The following is an 18,403-nucleotide window of genomic DNA, read 5'->3' as shown; positions in this document are numbered from 1 at the left end:
AGGCGATGATGTGCGGGTGAGTGAGCCTGCGATCGACATCGACCGGCCTCACCGGCCGGACCTGGCGTCGCCGCCGGAGCCGTCACCGACGCCCGGCCCGCGCACGTGGGGGCCGTGGGTGGTGGCCGGCGTTGTCAGCGTGACGCTGCTGCTGCTCGCCGGGCGCTACGGCTACCACCGCGACGAGCTGTACTTCCTCCTCTGCGGCCGGCACCTCGACTGGGGCTACGTCGACCAGGGCCCACTGGTCCCGGCGTTGGCCCGGCTGCTCGACACCATCGCACCGGGCAACCTGGTGGTGCTGCGTACGCCGTCGGCGCTGCTGGCCGGTGCGGCGGTCCTGCTGGTCGCCGCCATCGCCCGGGAGCTGGGCGCCGGCCGGGGCGGGCAGACCTTCGCGGCGGTGCTCGCCGCGTTCTCCGGCATCGTCCTGGCCGGCGGCCACCTGCTCAGCACCACCACCGTCGACCTGCTGGCCTGGCTGGTCGCGGCGCTGTGCGCGGTGCGGCTGCTGCGCACCGGCGACAGCCGGTGGGCCCTCGGCATCGGGATGGCGCTTGGGGTCGGCATGCTCAACAAGCTGCTGCCCGCGCTGCTGGCCGTGGGCCTGATCGCCGGGATCTCCATCGCCGGGCCACGCCGGCTGCTGCGCGACCGGTGGGTGCTCGCCGCCGCCGGGCTCGCCGTGCTCCTGGCCGCGCCGAATCTGGCCTGGCAGGCGACGCACGGTTTTCCGCAGCTCGGTGTGGCCGCCTCGATCTCCGATGGAGACAGCTCCTACAGCGGCCGGCTCGACGCGCTCATCCTCCAGTTCGTCATCATCAGCCCGTACGCCGTGCCGATCTGGATCGCCGGCCTCGTCGCGCTGCTGCGGTGGCCCCGGTGGCGGGCGTACCGGGCGGTGGGCTGGGCCTGGCTGGTCGTCGTCGGCATCGTGCTGCTCGCCGGCGGCAAGGGCTACTACGACGCGCCGCTGCTGCTGGTGCTCACCGCCGCCGGTGCCCTGGTGACCGCCGGGTGGGCGTCGCGCGGCGCCGTCCGGCTGCGGCGGGGCCTGCTCACGCTGGGCGCGGTGCCGTTCCTCCTGCCCAGCGTCGTCCTGCTGCTGCCGGTGCTGCCGGCCGACCGGCTGCCCGGCTTCGTGCTCGACGTCAACTACGACGCCGGCGAGACCATCGGCTGGCCCGCGTTCGCCGACTCGGTCGCGGCCGTCCACCGTGGCCTGCCACCCGAGGAGCGATCGCGGGCGGTCATCCTGACCGGCAACTACGGCGAGGCCGGCGCGCTGGCCCGCTACGGCCCGGCCCGTGACCTGCCCCGCGCCTACTCCGGGCACAACAGCATGGTCGACTTCGGCCGGCCACCCGAGAGCGCCGACGTGGTGATCGTCGTCGGCTGGGAGCGTTCCGACCCACTGACCGCCTGGTTCCACGAGTGCGCGCCGGCCGGCCGGGTGGACCAGCGGGTCGAGGTGGACAACGACGAGAACGGCGGCCCGATCTTCGTGTGCCGAGAGCTGCGGCGTCCGTGGGCGCAGATCTGGGACACCGAGGTACGCCACACCGGCTGACCGCCGCGCGGGTACGGTGACGGCGTGCTGTCGGAGGTGAAGGGTCTCTCGCGGTACCACACCGAGGAGTCGCTACGCGCGTACCTGCTGGGGCGTTCGCACCGCACCGATAATGGTTGTCTCGTCATCCACGGGTACGGGCCCCGACGTGGGGTCCACCAGAAGGTCGCCGGTCGGGCCTGGGCGCACATCGCCGCGTTCGCGGTCCTCGTCGGCGGGTACGACCCGACCCTCGACGTCGTCCACCTCTGCGGAGTCGCCGACTGCATCGAGCCCACACACCTGCGCCAGGTCAGCCGGGCGGAGACCTCCCGGAGCCGCACCCAGCCGCCGCGGTGCCGCAACGGCCACGACCGCGAGCTCGACGACGCCACGGGCCGGTACCGTCGGGTCTGCCGGGCGTGCAACCGCGAGGCCCAACGCCGTTGGCGGGAACGCGCCGCCGCCGAGGTGGCCCAGGCACGTGCCGCGTACGGCCGCACGTAGCCCGCCTCCGGTGCGAGAGAAAGGGCGCCATCGGTCAGGAATCAAGAAGTCCAGGCCAGGTGGCCGCACCTAGCATGATCGCCATGGACATCACCATTCACACCAGCTTCCTCCCGCACGTCGACCCGGACGCCTCCCTGGCCTTCTACCGAGACGTCCTCGGCTTCGAGGTCCGCAACGACGTCGGGCAGGGCACCATGCGGTGGATCACGGTCGGCCCCGTCAATCAGCCCGACACGTCCATCCTCCTGGCGCCGCCGGCCGCCGACCCCGGCATCACCGAGGACGAGCGCAACACCATCGCCGAGATGATGGCCAAGGGCACCTACGGCTGGATCCTGCTGGCGACCCGGGACCTCGACGGCACCTTCGAGAAGCTGCAGGGCGGCGACGCAGAGGTCGTCCAGGAGCCGACCGAGCAGCCGTACGGCATCCGCGACTGCGCCTTCCGCGACCCCGCCGGCAACCTGATCCGCATCCAGGAGCTTCGCTGAGCCCTGTCCGTCACCGATGCCGCCGCGCTGGCCGGCGTCGCGACCACCTGCACCGGTGGGAAGGAGTTCTGACGTGTGTCACCCCTCGTGGGGGCGTGTCCTGGCCCGGGCGCAGCGCCCGAGCGACGATCTCGCGCGACTGCGCCGCGTCCGCGACCGGATCGACCGGGAGTACGCGCGACCGCTCGACGTCGAGGCGCTCGCCCGCGGCGCACACATGCCGGCCGGGCACCTCAGCCGCCAGTTCCGGCTGGCCTACGGCGAGTCGCCGTACGCGTACCTCATGACGCGGCGGGTCGAGAACGCGAAGGCGCTGCTGCGTCGCGGCGACCTCACCGTCGGCGAGGTGAGCTTCGCGGTCGGCTGCTCGTCGCTGGGCACCTTCAGCACCCGCTTCACCGAGCTGGTCGGCATGCCACCCGGCGCCTACCGGCGGGCGTGGATGCCACCGTCTGTGGCGAAACAGGCGACCAGACCGGTCAGGAATCAAGAAGCACCCGTCGCCGAGCCGCACCTAGCGTGACGGCCATGGCACCGACGGGCGGCTTCCGCGGGTTCACGCTGGCGCTCACGGTCTCCCGGCCGTCCACCGTCGACAACCTCGTCGGCGCCGCCCTGGACGCGGGCGCCACGTCGCTGAAGCCCGCCGCGAAGTCGCTCTGGGGCTACGGCGGTGTCGTACAGGCCCCGGACGGGACGATCTGGAAGGTCGCGACCTCGGCGAAGAAGGACACCGGCCCGGCCACCCGGCAGATCGACGAGATGGTGCTCCTGCTGGGAGTCGCGGACGCAGCCGCCAGCAAGCGGTTCTACGTCGAGCGCGGCCTCGCCGTGGCGAAGAGCTTCGCCCGGATGTACGTCGAGTTCGCCGCCGGGTCGAGCCCGGTCAAGCTGGCGCTGTACCGGCGCCGTGCCCTCGCCAAGGACCTCGGTGTCGCTCCCGAGGGCACCGGATCGCACCGCCTCGTGATCGGCGGCGGTGCCGGATCCTTCACCGACCCGGACGGGTTCGCGTGGGAGGCCGCGTCGCTGGCACCGACGCGCTGATCTGCCACCGAGCCGCCCGATCTGGCCATCGTCCGCGACGGCCGACACGACGTGATGGGAGAGTGAGCATGACGAGCGCCCCGCCGCGAGGGCTTGAGGAGAGGGTGCGGGACACGCGCGCGAGGCTGGAGAGCGACGTCGACCTCTGGGTCGCGACCTCGGGCTCCCCCGGCGGCGTGCACCTCATCCCGCTGTCGTACCTCTGGGACGGGAGCACGTTCCTCATCTCGACGCCGCGCGGCTCGGTCACCGGCCGCAACCTGCTGGCCGACGGCCGGGTGCGGCTCAGCCTCGGGCCGACGCGCGACGTCGTCATCGTCGACGGCACGGCCGAGCCGGTGGACGTCGCCGACCTCGGCCCGGAAAAGATTGAGGCGTTCGCGACCAGGACGGGTTTCGACCCGAGCGGGCTCGACGAGCCCTACCAGTACTTCGTGATCCGGCCGCGGCGCATCCAGGCCTGGCGGGAGGCGAACGAACTGCGAGGACGCGTGCTCCTGCGCGACGGCCGCTGGCTCGGCTGACGTCGGTGCGGACACACTCACCGCCCAGTCGGGCCGACAGCGATGGCCTGACTGGGCGGTGAGTGTGTCGGGACGAGCTGCGGGAGGTGGCCCGCGCTGTCATGGCGGCTACTTCGGGTCGCGGTTGAACGTCGACGTCGCCCAGACGTAGCCGAGCACCGCGAGACCCAGGCACCAGACGACCGCCAGCCACCCGTTGTGACCGATCTCGCTGCCGAGCAGCAGACCACGCAGGGTCTCGATGGCGGGGGTGAACGGCTGGTACTCGGCGATCGGCTGGAGCCAGCCGGGCATGGCGTCGACCGGGACGAAGGCGCTGGAGAGCAACGGCAGCAGGATCAGCGGCATCGCGTTGTTGCTGGCGGCCTCGGCGTTCGGGCTGACCAGGCCCATGCCGACCGCGATCCAGGTGAGCGCGAGGGCGAAGAGCACGAGCAGCCCGAACGCCGCGAGCCACTCCAGGACGCCGGCACCGGTGGACCGGAAGCCGATGGCCACGGCGACGGCACCCACGAGGACCACACTCATGATCGACTGCAGCACGCTGCCGACGACGTGCCCGACGAGCACCGAACCGCGGTGGATCGCCATCGTGCGGAAGCGGGCGATGATGCCCTCGGTCATGTCGGTGGAGACGGACACCGCAGTCCCGATCACGGCGCTGCCGATGGTCATCAGCAGCAGACCCGGGACGAGATACGCGACGTACTCGGAGCGGTCCCCACCGCCGCCGCCGATGCCCGAGCCCATCACGTCACCGAAGACGTAGACGAAGAGCAGCAGCAGCATGATCGGGGTGAGCAGCAGGTTCAGGGTGAGGGACGGATAGCGCCGCGCGTGCAGGAGGTTGCGGCGCAGCATCGTGGACGAGTCGCGTACGGCGAGGGAGAGGGCGCTCATCGGACAGCTTCCTTCTGCTGGTGGGGGACGACGGCGCCGCCGGTCAGGGCGAAGAACACGTCGTCGAGGTCGGGGGTGTGCACGGTGAGGGTGTCGGCGTGCACGTCGGCGGCGTCCAGCCGGTCGAGGATCGCGCGCAGCTCGCGCTGGGTGCCGTCGCTGGGGATCTGCAGGGCCAGTGCCTGGTCGTCGCGCACGGTCTCGTGCAGCGCCCCGGCGGCCCGCTCGTACGCCGCAGGGTCCTCGAAGCGCAGCTGGACGTGCCCGCCGGGGATGAGCCGCTTCAGTTCCGCGGCCGTGCCCTCGGCGACGATCTTCCCGTCGTTGAGCACGGCGATACGGTCAGCCAGTTCGTCGGCCTCCTCCAGGTACTGGGTGGTGAGGAAGACGGTGACGCCGTCGGCGACGAGTTCGCGGATGATCTGCCACATGTTGTGGCGGCTGCGGGGGTCGAGCCCGGTGGTCGGTTCGTCGAGGAAGATGATCCGCGGGTTGCCGACCAGGGTCATGGCGAGGTCGAGGCGGCGCTTCATGCCACCGGAGTAGGTGGAGGCGGCCTTCTTGGCCGCGTCGGTGAGGTCGAAACGCTCCAGCAGGTCGGCGGCGGCGCGGTGGCCCTCACGCTTGGACAGGTGGTGCAGGTCGGCCATGAGGAGCATGTTCTCCTCGCCGGTGATCAGGCCGTCGACGGCCGAGAACTGGCCGGTGACGCCGATCGCGGCGCGTACCGCCTGCGGGTCGGCGGTGCGGTCGTGGCCGCCGACGCGGATGTCGCCGGAGCCGGCGTCGGGAGAGATGAGGGTGGACAGGATCTTGACGGCGGTGGTCTTGCCGGCGCCGTTCGGGCCGAGCAGGGAGAAGATCGTTCCTTCGGGGACGGACAGGTCGACGCCGTCGAGAACGACCTTGTCGCCGTAGGACTTGCGCAGGCCGTTGGCCGAGATCGCCAGGTTGGTCATGGTGGTGCTCCTTCAGAGGCTGCGGGCGTCGATGTCGCCGTGGGCGGTGGTCGCGTGGATGGTCAGGTCGGCCGTGCCGTCGGTGTTCCTGAGTGCGTTGGTGATCCGGCCGTAGCTGGTGCCGGCGTCCAGGGCGGCGGAGACTCCGTGGGCGGCGCCGACGGACACGTCACCGGCCTGGGTGCGCAGCACGACCGTGCCGCGTACGGCTTCGGCGATCCGGATGTCGCCCTTCATGGTGCTGATCTCCGCGGGGCCGTTGAGGCGGCCGATCGAGACGTCACCGGCGGCGGTGTTGAGGCGGGCGCTCGCGGCCTCGTCGAGCGTGATCGCGCCGTGCGAGCCGTCGAAGACGACGTCGCCCAGCTGTCCGACGGACCGGAACTCGGCGCTGGCCGCCTTCACCTCGACCCGGGAGCCGACGGGCAGCTGGACCGTCACCTCGATGGATCCGGAGTTTCCGAGGATCTGGTTCTTCGCCGAGGCGGCGATCCGCAGGACACCGTCGCCGTATTCGATGGTGGTCTGCTCCGCGACCTTCACGTCGCGACCCTTCGAGGGGTCCGCGGGCAGGACCTCGACCGTGGTGTCGGCCCGGTCGGCGGCGATGAACTGCACGCGTCCCGCGGGGATGTCGAGGACGACGGAGATCGGGGTGGGGGTGTCGAAGGTCTGCATCGTGCTCTCCTCTTGCGCCTGTCGTTTCTGGCGGTGGAAACGCTACGTTGCGTTCAGGTACAGGGCAACAACGTCGTTGCGTCAAGACGGTGTTTGCGCAGGTGGCAGCCGCAGAATCGTTGCAACGGCGTTGATTTTAATGCAACGAAGATCGTCTGCCCGTTGCATTGGGCGAAGAATGAACGCTATGCTGGCGGCCTCAGGAACGCGTGGAGGGAGATCGCGATGCCGGGAGGCAGGCTCACCCAGCAGGAACGCCAGCAGATCGCGCTGGGGGTGGCCGACGGGCTCGCCTACGCGGAGATCGCGAGACGCCTCGACCGCCCCACCTCCACGATCACGCGTGAGGTCATGCGCAACGGCGGCCCCACCGGCTACCGCGCGGACCTGGCCCACCGCGCCACCGAACACCGCGCCCACCGGCGCAGGCAGGCGACTCCCCGGGGGCCGCAGGCGTCCCCGCAGGCGCACGGCCGCGACGCCGAGGCCGTGCGCGAGTACGAGGAGAGGTTCACGACCCTCTTCATGCAACAGGGCCTGCCCAAGATGATGTCCCGGCTGCTGACCTGCCTCTACACCACCGACGCGGGCAGCCTCACGGCATCCGAACTCGTCCAGCGCCTCCAGGTCAGCCCGGCGTCCATCTCCAAGGCGGTCACGTCCCTCGAGAGCCAGGGCCTCATCCGGCGGGAACGCGACGAGCGCCGCCGCGAGCGCTACGTCGTCGACGACGACGTCTGGTACCAGGGGATGATCGCCGCCGCCCGAGCCAACATCGAGCTCGCCGAGACCGCACGGCAGGGCGTCAGCATCCTCGGCCCCAACACCCCGGCCGCCGACCGCCTGGAGAACATCGCCCGCTTCGTCGACTTCGTCACCGAGAGCCTCACCCGCGCCGCGGAGCAGGCCCGCGAGATCCTCTACACGAAACCCGGGGCGGGCTCAGGTGACACCGCCCGGCCGGAGTCGTGACCACGTGGCGGGAAAAAGGATTGGACGGGACGAGGCCGGGGCTTGTAGCTTGCCGTTGAACGTGACGCCGCCCGAGGAGGTGAGACCCATGAACGCTGTATCGATGTGGGTGCTCCCCCTTCCCGTCACGGCCGGGCGACTGACGTAGGCGTCGCCGGGAGCGCCCGCCAACCAGGCGCTCCCGAAAGGCAACTCCAATGCACTCTCTGCCGTTCACCGCCGAGCCGTCGTCGAACGACGTGGTCGAGCGCGACTCCCCCGTGGGCGACGCCCACGGGCTCCCCTCGCCGACTTCCGGCACCGACAACGCGGCCCTCATGTTCGACGTGATCATTGCCGGCTGCGGGCCGACCGGTGCGATGCTGGCCGCCGAGCTGCGGCTGCACGATGTGCGGGTACTCGTCCTCGAGAAGGAAACCGAGCCCGCGTCGTTCGTCCGCATCGTCGGTCTGCACATCCGCAGTCTCGAGCTGATGGCGATGCGCGGACTGCTGGATCGCATTCTCCCGCACGGACGGCAACGCGCCGCCGGCGGTTTCTTCGCCGCCATCGCCAAACCCGCGCCCAAGGACCTGGATTCCCCGTACGCCTATCTGCTGGGCATCCCGCAGCCGGTCATCGTCCACCTGCTCGAAGAGCATGCGATCGAGCTGGGTGCACAGGTCCGGCGCGGTTGCGCGGTCGCCGGTTTCGAGCAGGACGACGAGGGTGTGACCGTCGAGCTGGCGGACGGGGAACAGCTGCGCACGCGCTATCTCGTGGGCTGTGACGGCGGGCGCAGCACGGTGCGTAAGCGGCTCGGTGTCGGCTTCCCCGGCGAGCCGTCCCGGACCGAGACGCTGATGGGCGAGATGGAAGTGGGCGTGCCGCCGGAGGAGATCGCGGCCAAGCTGGCCGACATCCGCGAGACCCACCACCGGTTCTGGCTCCGGCCCGCAGGCGTCGGGGTCTACAGCGTCGTGGTTCCCGCCGCCGGGGTCAGCGACCGCGCGGCGCCGCCCACCCTCGAGGATTTCCAACAACAGCTGCGCACCATCGCCGGAACCGATTTCGGCGTGCACTCCCCGCGCTGGTTGTCCCGCTTCGGCGATGCCACCCGGCTGGCCGAACAGTATCGGGTCGGGCGGGTGCTGCTGGCCGGCGATGCGGCACACATCCACCCACCCATCGGTGGACAGGGCCTCAACCTGGGCGTTCAGGACGCATTCAACCTCGGCTGGAAACTCGCCGCACAGATCCGCGGCTGGGCGCCGGAAACACTGCTGGACACCTACGAGGCCGAACGTCATCCGGTCGCCGAGGACGTGTTGGACAACACCCGCGCCCAGACTGAACTGCTGTCCACCGAAGCAGGCCCGCAGGCCGTGCGCAGGCTGCTCACGGAACTGATGGACTTCGACGAGGTGAACCGCTACCTGATCGAAAAGATCACCGCGGTCGGCATCCGCTACGACTTTGGAGAAGGCCCCGACCTGCTCGGCCGCCGCCTGCGCGACATCGAGGTGAAACAGGGCCACCTCTACGGCCTGCTGCATCGCGGCCGCGGCCTGCTGCTGGACCGGACCGAACGCCTGACCGTCGGCGGGTGGTCAGACCGGGTCGACCACCTCGCGGATCCCACCGCCGACCTGGGTGGTCCGTGCGTCCTGCTACGCCCCGACGGCCACGTCGCCTGGATCGGCGACGATCAGCAGGACCTGGACGACCACCTCTCCCGCTGGTTCGGCAAGCCCGCGAACTGATTCCGCCTGAGCAGTGGGTCATCCGGGATCGAAGCTGTGACTCCTGCGGGGAGACCGGGTGACCCAGCTTCTCAGGTGCGCTGGGCGATGACGCGGGTGAAACCGAGGTGACGGCCGGTGTCGGCCCGCAGCATGTTCACTTCGCGGGGAACGAGCTTGCGGGCGATGTCGTTGTCGGTCGTCTCCAGGACGGCTTCGCTCCAAATTAGCCAGTCGCGCCACCCGTCCTCCAGGAAGTCGGCGCGCACGTCGTCGACCACGCCACTGCGACTCCACAACTGCTGCCACCACGCCGGCGAGTGAAAGGTCCAGAAATCCGGCTCCCAGTACGGCGTGAGGTGCTCCGGCAGCCCGTCGTCGAGTTCCCTGGTCAGCCCCGGCACCACGATGCCGATGTGGCCGCCGGGAGCCAGGAAACGGCTCAGGTAGGGCAGGTAACGCGCGTCGGTGCCGAAGTAGTGGTAGGCGTCGACGCTGACGATGGCGTCAAAGTAGCCCTCGGCGAACGGCAGGTCATGCGCCTCGGCCAGCAGCGGCGTGACGAGCCTGGCTTGGCCCGCGGCGTCGATCCTGCGCCAGTTCTCGGTGGGATTGATCCAGAGATCGGCGGCGACGACCTGGACGTCGAACTCCTTCGCCAGGAAGATCGAGGTGATGGCCCTGCCGCACCCAAGGTCGAGCACGCGGGCGCCCGGCGCCAGGTCGAGCTCGGAGCACAGCCATTCGAGCAGCCAGAGGGCGCTCGGGCCCATCCAGTTCTCGATCATCCAGTGGGGGTCGTAGCCGGCGCTCCTCGGGAACCGTGGCCGGTCCAGCTGCTGCCTCAGATCGTCGGTCATAGGGGCAGGATGGCACCCCCGGCTCGGAGACGTCGATCGATTTGTCGGCCGAGGCCTTGCGCCTGCCCCCGGTACGGCGAGGGCGGCCGCACAAGCTGGCACTGCTCAACCGGCTGACTCCAGCAACCCGAATACCTTGCAAGGTCCTAGCTGCCTGACGATTCTCCTCGGTTACACCAGGCTGAGTCCTTACGCACAAGAACTGTCATTATGGTGTCCGTACGGTATACCCCTTATGTGGCGGTGATTTATCGAATTATCGTTAACGACAAACCAGTAATCGTGAAACGGCGATGGCCCGACCCGGTCGGGGTCGAGCCATCGCCGTGACGGTTGCTCAGTTCGCGGAGTGGGCGTTGACGTACGCCGGTTCCGTGGTCGATGCCTGCGACCGGCTGGGGCGCAACATGGGCGCGGTCACCGCGGCGATCACGCAGAAGATCAGCGGGAGCAGGAACGCGTGATTGAGCCGCGTGACGTGGGTGAGCGCGCCGATGACGGCCGGCCCGGCCAGCATGCCCAGGTAACCGAGCCCGGCGACCCGGGAGACGTTGGTGGCCGCCGCGGCGGGATCGGCGTGCCCGGCCGCGCTGAACAGCTGCGGAATCGTGCCCGCCAAACCGGCCCCGAACAGAGCCCACCCGGCCAGCGCCACGGGAACCGACGGCGACCAGACGACCAGCACCAGCGCCGACGCGGCCAGTGCGGAGCCCCACCGCAGCACGGCAACCGGGCCGAAACGGGCGGCGATGCGGTCGATCAGCAGCCGCCCGACGGTCATCGCGGTCGCGAACGCGCCGTAGGCCAGCGCCGCGGTGGCCGGCTGCGCGTCCAGCACGTCGCGCATGGCCAGCACGCTCCAGTCGGCCGCCGCGCCCTCGCTGAGCATGAGCATCAGAGCCAGCGCGGCCAGGATCCAGATCCGGGGCGGGGTCGACCGCCAGGTCGGCTTGACCGAAGCCACGTCAGCGCCGGGTGCGGTGCTCTGCGGCTTGGCGAGCAGCCCGGGGAAGGAGGCCGCGGCGATGCCCAGGGAGAGGACGCTGACGGCGGTCAACGTGGTGGCGGGGCTCCAACCCCAGCTCAGAGTACGAGCCGCCAACAGGGACGCGAGCACCCCGCCGAGGGAGAACAGTGCGTGGAACGCCGACATGACCGGACGCCGGTAGCCGGCCTCCACCTGCACGGCGTGCGCGTTCATGCTGACGTCCAGGCAACCGTTGCCCAGCCCGAGCACCAGCAGGGCGGCGCCCAGCGCCCAGCCGTTGGTCGACAGGCCGGGCAGCACCAGCGCGGCGCTGAGGAACAGCGCGCTCAGCGGGACCACCCGCCGGGCGCCGAAGCGGTCGGTCAGTGGGCCGGCGATCTGCATGCCGATGAACGCGCCGCCGCCGAGCACAAGCAGCAGCGAGCCGAGGGTGGCGTGGCTGATGCCGGATCTGTGCTCGATCGCCGGGATGTGCACCACCCAGATTCCCAGCACGAAGCCGTTCAGCGCGAAGTACACGAAGGTGGCGGCCCGAGCGGCTCGCAAGTTTTTGGACACGCCAACGAACGTAACAAACAGATCTGATGTTCGTAAGGTTGCAAGGCAGCCGGGTGGTGATGTTCAATGGCCGTCATGACGACGACCGCTGATCGACACCGCCACATCGTCGACGCCGTACAGCAGGCCGGGCAGATCAGCGTCGCCCGACTGGCGGAGCTGACGGGAACGTCGGAGATGACGGTGCGCCGAGACCTGGACCAGCTGGCCGAGCAAGGCGTGCTCGAGCGCTACCGCGGCGGTGCGCGCAGTCTGGTGCTGCGTGGGCAGGAGCCGCCGTTCGCCGTGCGCGCCCATGAGGAGCGCGAAGCCAAGCAGCGCATCGCGGCCGCGGTCGTGGAGATGCTCGCCGACGGCGAGGCTGTCGTGCTCGACAGCGGCACCACCTGCCTCGAAGTCGCCCGCTTGATGACCGCACGCCGGCTGACGGTCATGCCGATGTCGCTGCACGCCGCGAACGTCCTGACGGGTGCACCGCAGCTGAGGTTGCTGTTGCCCGGCGGCGAACCGCGCTCCGGTGAGCTTGCCCTCATCGGTCCCCTTGCGCAGGCATCTCTGCAGGCCCTGCGTTTCGACACCGCGATCATCGGCTGCTGCGGCCTGAACGCCGCCGGGCTGACCGCCTACGATCTGGACGACGCGGCGATCAAACGCGCGATGATCGCCTCCGCCCACCGAGTCATCGCGGTCGCTGAACCAGCGAAGTTCGCCCGCACCGCGCTGGCCCACGTCGCACCGGTGTCCGCACTGAACATGGTGATCACCACCGACGAGGCATCGCAGGACGACCTGACCAATCTGACCGCCGCCGGCACGATCGTGCGTACGGCATGAGTGCCGCCCCGGCCGCCGTGCTGTTCGACCTGTTCGGTGTCATCGCCCGCAACCAGCCTCCGGCAGCCCGGGACGCGCTCACCACGCTCGCCGGCGTCGCTGCCCCCACGTTCTGGGACGCCTACTGGAAACACCGCGCCGCCTACGACCGCGCTGATGTCACCGCCACCACCTACTGGCATCGCGTCGCCGCAACCCTGAACGTCAGCTTCGACGAGCACCGCACCGCCGCGCTGATCCTCGCGGACATCGGGAGCTGGAGCACCGTCGACGAGGACATGGTCAGCCTGATCGACCACCTGGCAGCATCAGGACTGCGCCTCGGGCTGCTGTCCAACATCCCGGAAGAACTCGCCGCGCACTACGAACTGCACCACGGCCGCTGGCTGCGCCACTTCGACGTCGTCGCGTTCTCCAGCCGCACCGGCCGGGCCAAGCCCGACCCCGCCGCCTACCGCTGGTGCTGCCAGGCACTCGGTCTCGCCCCCGAGACCGTCCTGTTCATCGATGACCGCGCCGAGAACGTCGATGCCGCAGCCCGATTGGGGATGCGAACGCACCTGTTCATTGGCCGAGACGAAGCCGCACGAGCTATCTCCGGCACGTCTCCGCGTGCGCGGGCCAACTAGCACAGGACCGAGACCGGACGTTGTGGCCAGTGCGGCCCGGGTGAGCGGCCGACCGGCGTGCACGAGTGCGGCGGGCATGGTCAGCGCGTCGTACACGACGGGCTCGGCGAGGGTGCTGCCGCTCATCTGCTGGCTGAGCCGAGCAAAGAATTGGCCCATCTTGCCCCGCCGCGCTCCGGCGGGGGTGTCGGCCCTGAAGACCCGGCAACCCGGAGACCGCCGAGCGGCTGACGCGGGCCCGCTCAGCGCTTGTTTGTCGATGTTTGCCGCCCACCACAGGACCGGATGGCACCCTGGGCACGTGGACTGGGCAGGGAGCTAGGGAGCTGAGGAAAGGCGGCATCGGGATCACGGTGGACGACCTCTGATGCGTACCGCGTTGATCGTAGTAGCCGCGCTGGCGACGGCGGTGGTCGTGGACCTGATCTCCGGCATGGTGGTCCGCCGGGTAGCTCGCGGGCGTTACAGGTGGCTCCTGGAACCGCTGCGGCAGGCCTGCCGCCGGCCGGCGGCCGCGGCTCTGCTCTCCGGGGCGCTGTACTACGCGCTGCCGCCTGGACCGGCCGATTGGCAGCGTCACCTGCGGCACGCCATCCTGCTGGTCCTGATCGCCGCCAGTGCATGGCTGGCGATCAGGACGTTGAGCGTGGTCGAAGTGGTCTCGTTCAGCAAGCTGCCGAGTGATTTGGTCACCAGCCGGCGCATCCGGCGGGCCCGGACCCAGATCCGCCCTGTGCGGCGGCTCACCGTCGCCGTGGTGACGATCGTCGCGATCAGCCTGATCCTGATCACGTTCCGGCCGGTACGCGTCTTCGGCATCTCCATGCTGACGTCGGCGGGAGTGGTCGGCGCAGTGATCGGCCTGTCCGCCCGAACCGCACTCGGCAACGCGTTCGCCGGCGTCCAGGTCGCCTTCGCCGACGGGCTGCACGTCGGCGACGTGCTGGTGGTGGACGGCGAATGGGGCCGGGTCGAGGAGGTGAAGCTGACCAACGTGGTGATCCGGCTCTGGGACGACCGGATGCTCATCCTGCCGACCACGTACTTCACCGAGCGGCCGTTCCAGAACTGGACCCGGAACGAGTCCCGGGTGGTCGGCAAGATCCAGATGCATGTCGACCACACCGCCGAGCTGGACGACCTGCGCCGGGAGGCGCGCCGCCTGGTTGAGTCCTCACCGCTGTGGGATCGCGGCCAGTGGGTGCTCCAGATGGTCGATTCCACCCCGCAGACGGTGGTCATCCAGGTGCAGGCCTCGGCGGCCGACGGCGCCAGCGCCTGGGACCTGCGCTGCGACCTACGCGAGGGACTGATCCGCTACCTGCGCGACCAGCACCCCCAGTGGCTGCCCCGCACCCGCAACCAGTACCAGCCCTGACCGGTGGGCACTCGGGCCGATGAACGGCCCGTTCTTCGTGATCGAAGGCGTGGGCTCCCGCATGCTCCCCGGCAGCGCAGAAGTCGATGCCGGCCAGCGGCCGGATGCGGGATGCCGGTGGTCCCGGATAGCAGGTCGGCGAGCGTCATCACTGCATGGTCTCGTCCCACAGCACCCGACCAACCGGCAGTCACCCGGTGCCGGAATTACCCCTGCGCGGCCCGCCCCTTATGAAATGGTTTGCCCTGAAGGTTGCGAATTATCGACGGCACCCACACGAGCAGATCAAGCGACAGGGGCTGACATGAGGTGGCTGATCGGCGGAGGGGCCGTGGTTGCCGGCGGGATGGTCGCCCGGCGCCTGCTCGGCGGGGCTGGCCGGGGCAACGATCACTGGCAACGGGGTCAGGCACAGCGGCGCGGGCCGCGGTGGCATGTGGCGACGGTGAACCGACCGCCCAGTGACATCGCCCCGGGCGGACAGTTTCCCGAGCCGCTGGCCGGGCTCGGCGACGCCGTCGAGGTCCAGGTCCGGCCTGCCCCCGGCGACCGGGGAACAGAGATCGCCGTACGGCTGCGCGACGGTGCCCGACTCCCTGTTGCCGCCGCGGCCCGACGGGCCACCGGCCGAGATCCTGAGCAGGCGATCCGGGCGGCCCTGCGAGAGTCGAAGCAGCTTATCGAGACCAGTGAGGTCCTCCGCCCGGACTATCCACCCACCACCGAGCCGACCCCGGTGAACAAGCCGCTGCGGATGGCCACCCGACAGGGTCGGCGGGAGGGACGGCTGTGAAGGCCCTGGTCTGGGAAGGGGCCAACGAGCTCGCGGTGCGGCAGGTTCCGGACCCGCAGATCCGCAACGAGCAGGACGCCATTGTCCGGGTCCGCCGGACTGTGACCTGTGGCTCTGACCTGCACCTGCTCGGCGGGTACATCCCGTTCATGGAACGTGGCGATGTCCTCGGGCACGAGTTCCTTGGCGAAATCGTCGAGGTCGGCCCGCAGGTACGCAACCACAAAGTAGGCGACCGGGTCGTCGTCTGCTCGTTCATCTCCTGCGGCAAGTGCTGGTACTGCCAGCAACAACAGTTCTCGCTGTGCGACAACGGGAACACGAACCCGATGATCACCGAGAACATCTGGGGTTCCGCGCCCGGAGGCTGCTACGGCTACTCGCACGCACTCGGGGGCTTTGCCGGCAGCCACGCTGAGTACATCCGTGTCCCCTACGCCGACCAGGGTGCCTTCAGCGTCCCGGACGGGGTGAGCGACGAGCGCGCGCTGTTCGCCTCCGACTCCGCGCCGACCGGCTGGATGGGCGCCGACCTCGCCGGGGTCAAACCGGGTGATGTCGTCGCGGTCTGGGGTGCCGGGGCGGTAGGGCAAATGGCCGCCCGCGCATCCGTGCTGCTCGGCGCCGATCGGGTGATCGTGATCGACCGACTCGACAACCGGCTCCAGATGGCCCAGACGCATCTCGGCGTCGAGACGCTGAACTACGAGCAGCAGGACGTCAGCGGCGAGCTGCTGGAGCGCAGTGGCGGCCGAGGCCCAGACGTGTGCATCGAGGCAGTCGGTATGGAATCGCACAGCAGCGGTCCGCAATTCTGGTACGACCAGGTCAAGCAGCAGCTGCGGATCGAGTCCGACCGCCCGATCGCTGCCCGGGAGGCGATCTACAACTGTCGCAAGGGCGGCAGTGTGTTCGTCCTGGGCGTGTTCGCCGCCCTGGTGGACAAGTTTCCGCTCGGGGCGGTGATGAACAAGGGGCTGACGCTGCGCGGCGCACAGCAGCACGGACAGCGCTACATTCCCATGCTGTTGGAGCGGATGGCCCGCGGTGAGCTGGTCACGGAGCATCTCGCGACGCACACCATGCCGTTGGACGAAGCTCCGCGCGGCTACGAGATGTTCAAACAGAAGCTCGACGGATGCGTACGGGCCGTCTTCCAGCCCACCAGCTGACCGGTACCGCCGAGGCCACGGCCACCTTCGTCCTCACCGCCCGAAGCTCGCCCTTACTGGCCGCACCGCCACGCCACCGGCGCACCTCGCGAGGCCCAGTCCCGCGGCGTTTCGGTCGCGACTCGGGGCATGCGCCGACCTACCTGCCGTGGGGCTGCCCGCCTTTCTCGTCCCGCCAGCCCCCGGGTTCGGGATGGTAGCCGTAAGCGGCAGCCCGGACCGTTTCCTCGTTTTCCAGCCCGGAGCCGATCGCGCCGCCGACGGTGGCCAGCGAGCTGATGATCCAGGCGAGCGTCAGATAGTCGGTGAAATTGACCGGCCGCTGCAAGGTCTGTACCAACACCGATGTGTCGATCAGCAGTACCCCGACCAGCACCGTTCCAGCGAACAGCACCACGTAGGACACCGCCGTGGCCAGAGTAAGGGTGAGGATGGTGCCCAGGTTGAACAGCCGTGCCAGCTCAGTCGGTGTCTCGCGGCCTGGTTTCTCCCACAGGTCGTGCGCGACGATCAGCCAGGTCACCAACGCCGTCAGGCCGAGTAACATGATCACGGCGAGTCGGAGTCCTCCAAGGGCATCGCCCATCTGCCAGATGGTGTCCGTGGTGAGCGCAAACGCGGCCGTGCCAAACGCGCCGACCAGCAGCTTGGACAGGCCCAACAGGGCCCGCCCCGGGCGGTTGGCGCGGACCATGCCGGTCAAGAGCCGCACCCGGCCGATGAGCCGCGAGGCGACGTAGCGTCGTTCACCGGCGTCGGCCTCGTCGACCACCCGGTGGATGGCGGGAACCCGGCTTGGCATCTCGGCCGGTGCCCAGCCGGCCGGCGGCACCCGCTGGTCGGAAACGTCTGTCAGCAACCGGCTCACCAGATCCGGAACGGCCGCGCGAGCCGCTCGCAGCTGGTGCAGTCCCAGCGCGGGCAGGGACACCATCGCGACTCGGCGCCGGGCGGAGGTCTGCGCGACCAGCGGCACTCGCTCGGCGTGCAGTGGCAGGTCGGTCAGGCAGATTGCGACGTCCCACTGCTCGTCGACGCGCCGTTGAGCAAGATCGTCGAGCAGCGCCTCAACGCCGCCGTCGCGGCGCGGCGCCACCTCGCCCCAACCTTCCCGGACAATCCACCGCACGTTCGCGTTCACCCGGTCGGCGAGTCGGCCGGCCAACTCGGCGGTGAGCGGCGCGGCCACCCGGGCCGGGTGGTCCGGCGGGGTCGCCACCAGTCCGACGACGATCTCCCGGCGGTGCTGTTCACTGCGGGTCATCGGGGCCCCTCACCGCTAGCCGGCTCGTCGCGGTCCATCGTCCCCAACCACGTCTCCGTGGACATTCCGACGGTTGTCATGGTGCTCCCTCTCGGTGTCGGCACCGAGGTCTGTTCGCTACGCGGTCCGCAGAAGACAGGAGCAGGACGACCAGCACGCTGGCACGTCGACCAGCCAGCGAACCACACCGGCTGCGGCGTAGGCCATCATCCTGAGCAGCGACCCGAGCTGCTCGACGGCGAAGAACCGGGCGTGGCGTGCCGTTGCCGCAGCTCCTCGCGTCGGCTGAGGTTGTGTTCCAGCCAGAGCCAGGCCCGGGACTGCCCCGAACAGCCCGCCTTCATCTGCTTCCCCCGCGAAGAATCCGCTCATCGCATGAGCCATGCCCGTTGTGGCTCTCACATCCTCGCAGACCGTTTCGACCCTTAAGGCCGGTTTGCGGCCACCCCAGGGCCTAACCCACCGCAGCGCGTGGCGGAGCGCACGCCAGCACGACGCCGGCACCTCCGCGCCGCGCCGGCCCGGACTCTGCGGGAGGTCGCCGTTGACCTGCTCAGCGAAGTCCGCCCCCTCGCG

General features: G+C 69.9%; 19 protein-coding genes. 13 read left to right on the top strand and 6 right to left on the bottom strand.

The features are described 5' to 3' along the window. Positions 1-16: 16 nt before the first annotated feature. The 6 genes from ACTWLT_RS17860 to ACTWLT_RS17835 all read left to right on the top strand — a co-directional run bounded on the left by ACTWLT_RS17860 (position 17) and on the right by ACTWLT_RS17835 (position 4,121). Positions 17-1,570 (top strand): glycosyltransferase family 39 protein, encoded by a 1,554-nt coding sequence (locus tag ACTWLT_RS17860; RefSeq protein WP_445319363.1) that lies wholly within the window; start codon positions 17-19, stop codon positions 1,568-1,570. Positions 1,571-1,594: 24 nt separating this feature from the next. Next, complete coding sequence (locus ACTWLT_RS17855) at positions 1,595-2,056, top strand: HNH endonuclease (protein ID WP_445319362.1); 462 nt, start codon at positions 1,595-1,597, stop codon at positions 2,054-2,056. An 83-nt stretch (positions 2,057-2,139) separates the two neighbouring features. Next, positions 2,140-2,550 (top strand): VOC family protein, encoded by a 411-nt coding sequence (locus ACTWLT_RS17850; RefSeq protein WP_252414074.1) that lies wholly within the window; start codon positions 2,140-2,142, stop codon positions 2,548-2,550. A gap of 73 nt (positions 2,551-2,623) precedes the next feature. After that, positions 2,624-3,073, top strand: a complete 450-nt coding sequence (locus tag ACTWLT_RS17845; protein ID WP_445319361.1) for a helix-turn-helix transcriptional regulator — start codon at positions 2,624-2,626, stop codon at positions 3,071-3,073. A gap of 5 nt (positions 3,074-3,078) precedes the next feature. Beyond that, entirely contained in the window at positions 3,079-3,597 is a 519-nt protein-coding gene (locus ACTWLT_RS17840; protein ID WP_445319360.1) for a glyoxalase, read from the top strand. Between the two features lie 68 nt (positions 3,598-3,665). Then, complete coding sequence (locus tag ACTWLT_RS17835; RefSeq protein ID WP_445319359.1) at positions 3,666-4,121, top strand: pyridoxamine 5'-phosphate oxidase family protein; 456 nt, start codon at positions 3,666-3,668, stop codon at positions 4,119-4,121. 108 nt (positions 4,122-4,229) lie between these two features. On the opposite strand, the gene ACTWLT_RS17830 is transcribed toward ACTWLT_RS17835, so the two are convergent. From ACTWLT_RS17830 to ACTWLT_RS17820, 3 genes are read right to left on the bottom strand one after another with little or no spacing between them, the layout of a single operon-like run. Further along, the gene (locus ACTWLT_RS17830) at positions 4,230-5,021 is read right to left on the bottom strand and encodes an ABC transporter permease (RefSeq protein ID WP_445319358.1); all 792 of its coding nucleotides are present in this window, start codon (positions 5,019-5,021) and stop codon (positions 4,230-4,232) included. Continuing rightward, the gene (locus ACTWLT_RS17825) at positions 5,018-5,980 is read right to left on the bottom strand and encodes an ATP-binding cassette domain-containing protein (RefSeq protein WP_445319357.1); all 963 of its coding nucleotides are present in this window, start codon (positions 5,978-5,980) and stop codon (positions 5,018-5,020) included. The genes ACTWLT_RS17830 and ACTWLT_RS17825 overlap by 4 nt, the downstream gene beginning before the upstream one ends. A 12-nt stretch (positions 5,981-5,992) precedes the next feature. Continuing rightward, entirely contained in the window at positions 5,993-6,658 is a 666-nt protein-coding gene (locus ACTWLT_RS17820; protein WP_445319356.1) for a DUF4097 family beta strand repeat-containing protein, read from the bottom strand. Between the two features lie 225 nt (positions 6,659-6,883). Between ACTWLT_RS17820 and ACTWLT_RS17815 the strand changes: the two genes are divergently transcribed. Beyond that, entirely contained in the window at positions 6,884-7,630 is a 747-nt protein-coding gene (locus tag ACTWLT_RS17815; protein WP_445319355.1) for a GbsR/MarR family transcriptional regulator, read from the top strand. A 317-nt stretch (positions 7,631-7,947) separates the two neighbouring features. After that, positions 7,948-9,372 (top strand): rifampin monooxygenase, encoded by a 1,425-nt coding sequence (gene rox, locus ACTWLT_RS17810; RefSeq protein WP_445319403.1) that lies wholly within the window; start codon positions 7,948-7,950, stop codon positions 9,370-9,372. 71 nt (positions 9,373-9,443) lie between these two features. Here rox and ACTWLT_RS17805 read toward each other — a convergent pair whose 3' ends face one another. Further along, positions 9,444-10,139 carry an SAM-dependent methyltransferase gene (locus tag ACTWLT_RS17805; protein WP_445319354.1) on the bottom strand — a complete coding sequence of 232 codons (696 nt, stop codon included), beginning with the start codon at positions 10,137-10,139 and terminating at the stop codon, positions 9,444-9,446. 409 nt (positions 10,140-10,548) lie between these two features. After that, positions 10,549-11,757 carry an MFS transporter gene (locus ACTWLT_RS17800; protein WP_445319353.1) on the bottom strand — a complete coding sequence of 403 codons (1,209 nt, stop codon included), beginning with the start codon at positions 11,755-11,757 and terminating at the stop codon, positions 10,549-10,551. 75 nt (positions 11,758-11,832) lie between these two features. On the opposite strand from ACTWLT_RS17800, the gene ACTWLT_RS17795 reads away from it, so the two are divergent. The 5 genes from ACTWLT_RS17795 to ACTWLT_RS17775 all read left to right on the top strand — a co-directional run bounded on the left by ACTWLT_RS17795 (position 11,833) and on the right by ACTWLT_RS17775 (position 16,563). Then, a complete protein-coding gene (locus tag ACTWLT_RS17795; protein ID WP_445319352.1) occupies positions 11,833-12,591 on the top strand; it encodes a DeoR/GlpR family DNA-binding transcription regulator in 759 nt (252 codons plus the stop codon). After that, positions 12,588-13,220, top strand: a complete 633-nt coding sequence (locus ACTWLT_RS17790) for an HAD family hydrolase (protein WP_445319351.1) — start codon at positions 12,588-12,590, stop codon at positions 13,218-13,220. The genes ACTWLT_RS17795 and ACTWLT_RS17790 overlap by 4 nt, the downstream gene beginning before the upstream one ends. 367 nt (positions 13,221-13,587) lie before the next feature. Then, the gene (locus ACTWLT_RS17785; protein ID WP_445319350.1) at positions 13,588-14,598 is read left to right on the top strand and encodes a mechanosensitive ion channel family protein; all 1,011 of its coding nucleotides are present in this window, start codon (positions 13,588-13,590) and stop codon (positions 14,596-14,598) included. Positions 14,599-15,043: 445 nt separating this feature from the next. Further along, a complete protein-coding gene (locus ACTWLT_RS17780; protein WP_445319349.1) occupies positions 15,044-15,391 on the top strand; it encodes a hypothetical protein in 348 nt (115 codons plus the stop codon). Then, positions 15,388-16,563 (top strand): zinc-dependent alcohol dehydrogenase, encoded by a 1,176-nt coding sequence (locus ACTWLT_RS17775; protein ID WP_445319348.1) that lies wholly within the window; start codon positions 15,388-15,390, stop codon positions 16,561-16,563. Before ACTWLT_RS17780 ends, ACTWLT_RS17775 begins: the two co-directional genes overlap by 4 nt. Before the next feature lie 139 nt (positions 16,564-16,702). On the opposite strand, the gene ACTWLT_RS17770 is transcribed toward ACTWLT_RS17775, so the two are convergent. Continuing rightward, positions 16,703-17,752 carry an ABC-2 family transporter permease gene (locus ACTWLT_RS17770; protein ID WP_445319347.1) on the bottom strand — a complete coding sequence of 350 codons (1,050 nt, stop codon included), beginning with the start codon at positions 17,750-17,752 and terminating at the stop codon, positions 16,703-16,705. Positions 17,753-18,403 lie beyond the last annotated feature (651 nt).

The sequence above is a fragment of the Micromonospora yongxingensis genome, from assembly GCF_052601155.1.
Note: the sequence above shows the minus strand (reverse complement) of the source record. Positions and strands in the feature narration are given on the sequence as shown.